Source organism: Methylobacterium sp. J-026 (assembly GCF_022829585.1).
GTDB lineage: Bacteria > Pseudomonadota > Alphaproteobacteria > Rhizobiales > Beijerinckiaceae > Methylobacterium.
This window is the reverse complement of sequence record NZ_JAKSYC010000106.1, coordinates 1-2,491: the sequence shown is the minus strand read 5'-3', so window position 1 is coordinate 2,491 and position 2,491 is coordinate 1. Positions and strand designations below refer to the sequence as shown.

The 2,491-nt window shown below is 64.4% G+C and carries 3 protein-coding genes and 2 pseudogenes; 3 read left to right on the top strand and 2 right to left on the bottom strand.

Annotated elements, in window-relative coordinates; genetic code table 11:
- The 3 genes and pseudogenes from MKK69_RS10295 to MKK69_RS31320 form a co-directional block, all read left to right on the top strand.
- Nucleotides 1-105 (top strand): annotated as a pseudogene (locus MKK69_RS10295) (porin family protein); the annotation flags it as partial.
- A 258-nt stretch (nucleotides 106-363) separates the two neighbouring features.
- Nucleotides 364-747: pseudogene (locus MKK69_RS10290) on the top strand (flagellin); the annotation flags it as partial.
- Nucleotides 748-807: 60 nt separating this feature from the next.
- Nucleotides 808-1,098: a helix-turn-helix domain-containing protein gene (locus MKK69_RS31320; RefSeq protein WP_409564794.1), complete on the top strand. Its 291-nt coding sequence runs from the start codon at nucleotides 808-810 to the stop codon at nucleotides 1,096-1,098.
- 872 nt (nucleotides 1,099-1,970) lie between these two features.
- Here the strand turns inward: MKK69_RS31320 and MKK69_RS10285 are convergent.
- The gene (locus MKK69_RS10285; protein WP_243967696.1) at nucleotides 1,971-2,144 is read right to left on the bottom strand and encodes a hypothetical protein; all 174 of its coding nucleotides are present in this window, start codon (nucleotides 2,142-2,144) and stop codon (nucleotides 1,971-1,973) included.
- Nucleotides 2,145-2,242: 98 nt separating this feature from the next.
- The coding region (locus MKK69_RS10280) for a hypothetical protein (protein WP_243967695.1) at nucleotides 2,243-2,491 on the bottom strand (249 nt) is incomplete at its 5' end.

Sequence of the window (2,491 nt, the reverse complement as noted above, 5' to 3'; positions counted from 1 at the left end):
GCCGCCAGCAACTTCCCCGCCGTCTACAGCAGCGGCATCGGCCGCCGCTCCGACGAGTTCGCCGTCGTCCGCGCCGGCCTGAACTACAAGTTCGGCTCGTACTGAGATCCGGTCGCGCTGCTCCCGGCATCCGTGCCGGGGGACCTCATGTTCGTGGATCAGAACGGCCGGATCGTCTACACCACAACGAAGGGCTCGGATTCCGCCAAGGCGGTCGCCGATCCGGATCTGGCGCAGACCGGTCTCGCCCGCCTCCTCAAGCGCCTCGAAACGGCCGATCCGGGCACGGTCCTGTTCGAGGATTTCGCCGCCTATCCGGTCATGGCGCGACCGATGAAGGCGGCCGGAACGCCATCGACCGGCGTCTCGTCGGTGGACGCGACCGCCAGCGGCCTGGGCCTGACCTCGGTCACCAACTCGAACAGCTCGACGAGCTCGAACGGGCTGGGCAACTTCCTGCTGAACTCCGACGTCAACTCCACGCTGACCACACTGACCAACGCCGGCAGCGCGCTCGACTCGGCGGCGAGCAACCTGGGCTCGAACCTCTCGGTGGTGCAGAACCGGCAGGATTTCTCGAAGCAGCTCATCAACGTGTTGCAGACCGGCTCGGCCAACTTGACCAACGCCGACCTGAACCAGGAAGCCGCCAACTCGCAGGCGCTGTCGACCCGTCAGTCGATGGGCATCTCGGCTCTCTCGCTGGCCAACTCCGCGCAGCAGGGCGTCCTGACGCTGCTACGGTAAACCTCAGTACCGTCACTGAAACGACGGCCGGGGCACCTACCCCGGCCGTTGCATGAAAGCGTGGTTGTCATCACGCTCGCTCCAGCAGGTCCGGAAGGTGGGGCCGTGACGACCCCTCCCGTGACGCGCCCGGCCGCGCGTCGCAGGCCAGCCGCCAAGGGTACCCGCGGTCTGGGCACCCCTCAGCCGAACAAGCCCGCGCACCGCCCCGTCGCCGAGCGCCGTGCCGCCGTCGAGATCCTACTCGCCGAAGGCCTTTCGGATCGGGAGATCGCCCGGCGGGCTGGCGTGTCGCCCTCGACGGTGTCTGCCGTCAGGAAAGCGCAGGAAGTCGCCAAAATTGGCGCGTGAGGCCGCTTCCTCGTTTTATAGGTATGACTACCGGATTTCGGACAACGGCCGCCCCGCGCCAAATCTGGCGATCCTAGGGGCAATATAGGTGAGCCCCATATCGAGCCGGGCTTGCGATGACTGCCTTGCAAAACTCAACGCCCGCCCGCCGGCCTCGCGAGACTGCCTCCGGAAACTCCGGAAACTCCCGCGCTGACTGCCTCGGAAAACTCCTCGCGTAGCGGCTTCTGAAAAATAGCTGCCCACCGGCCTGCGCGCTCTAAATCTCTCTACTTTAGAACCGGCGGTAGTCCCTTTTTCAGGTGTACGGGTTGTACGGTTTGCCATGGCGCACGCCTGCGTATTGTGCGCTTAACTCCGAACGGTGTGGCTATTTCGAGCTACTTTAGCCACGCAGTGCCGCCTCGCGCGTCGCGCGCGTACTGGGCCCGAAGCGTCGCCCGAGACCAACATTTACCAACAGGCGCGTCCCCGGTCCGGCTTCAACATCTTTCAACAAGCTGGCAGCCCCGAGGTGGGATATCGGCCGGTATCTTAATCGGCCTCCGGCGCGGCGCTCAGCCAATATCCGCTGTTTATTTATTCGGCCTTCGCCCGCGCGTGCGCTTTGATTTCCGTTAATTGTTTTTCAAATCGGGGCCTGGTCTGCGCCGGCCCTTTTAGGTGTGCGGGTTGTGCGGCTTCGTCCATTTTGGACACCCCGCATGCTATCACCCGAGAGGCGCTAAGCCATTGGCGGGCAATCGTCTTGTGGAATCGATGGCCCCGGCCGAAGCCCTCGCGCGCCCGGCCGCGTACCGGTCCCGAAACTCGCCGCCGAGACCCGCGAAGCTCAACAAATCTCAACAGGCGGCCCGGCACCTGACCCCTGACTAAGACAGCACTGCACCCCGTTCTGGCCCCGTCTCGCCGACCATCACGGCGCCGATCGCCAGCATGCGCGCGTCCGGTTTCAGGTTGAGCGGCCCGGATCGGTTCCGGAGGAAGGCCGAGACGGCATTCTCGGCGATGATGCGAGCGGCGGTCTCGGCGTCGAATTCCTGCATGATCTGGTCTCCCGTGTCAGAGGAAGCCGCTCCCCGAGTGTCCCTTGAAGGCATTGACTCGACGGATGTGCTGACCACGGCCCGCGGGTACCAGTGGCTCAGACAATCATCTTTCCCTTATGGCCGCGACCTGGCCCAGGCTTTCGGTGATGCTCTACTCGTTGTTTTTCACCGACCAGCACCGGTGTCTCACCTTCGCTCAGCACCGACATGACCACCGCGCGGAAATCGTTGCATAGCCGCGGCTCCATGGCCTCACAGGCACGCGGACAGATCCTACGCCAGGCCTCCCGATCGACGCGCGCGGAGCGGTGTTGGTTAGACACGACGACGCTGAACGATAACCC

Coding starts and splice junctions, on each gene's coding strand:
- MKK69_RS10285 (WP_243967696.1), bottom strand. CDS start 2,144: ATGCAGGAATTCGACGCCGAGACCGCCGCTCGCATCATCGCCGAGAAT.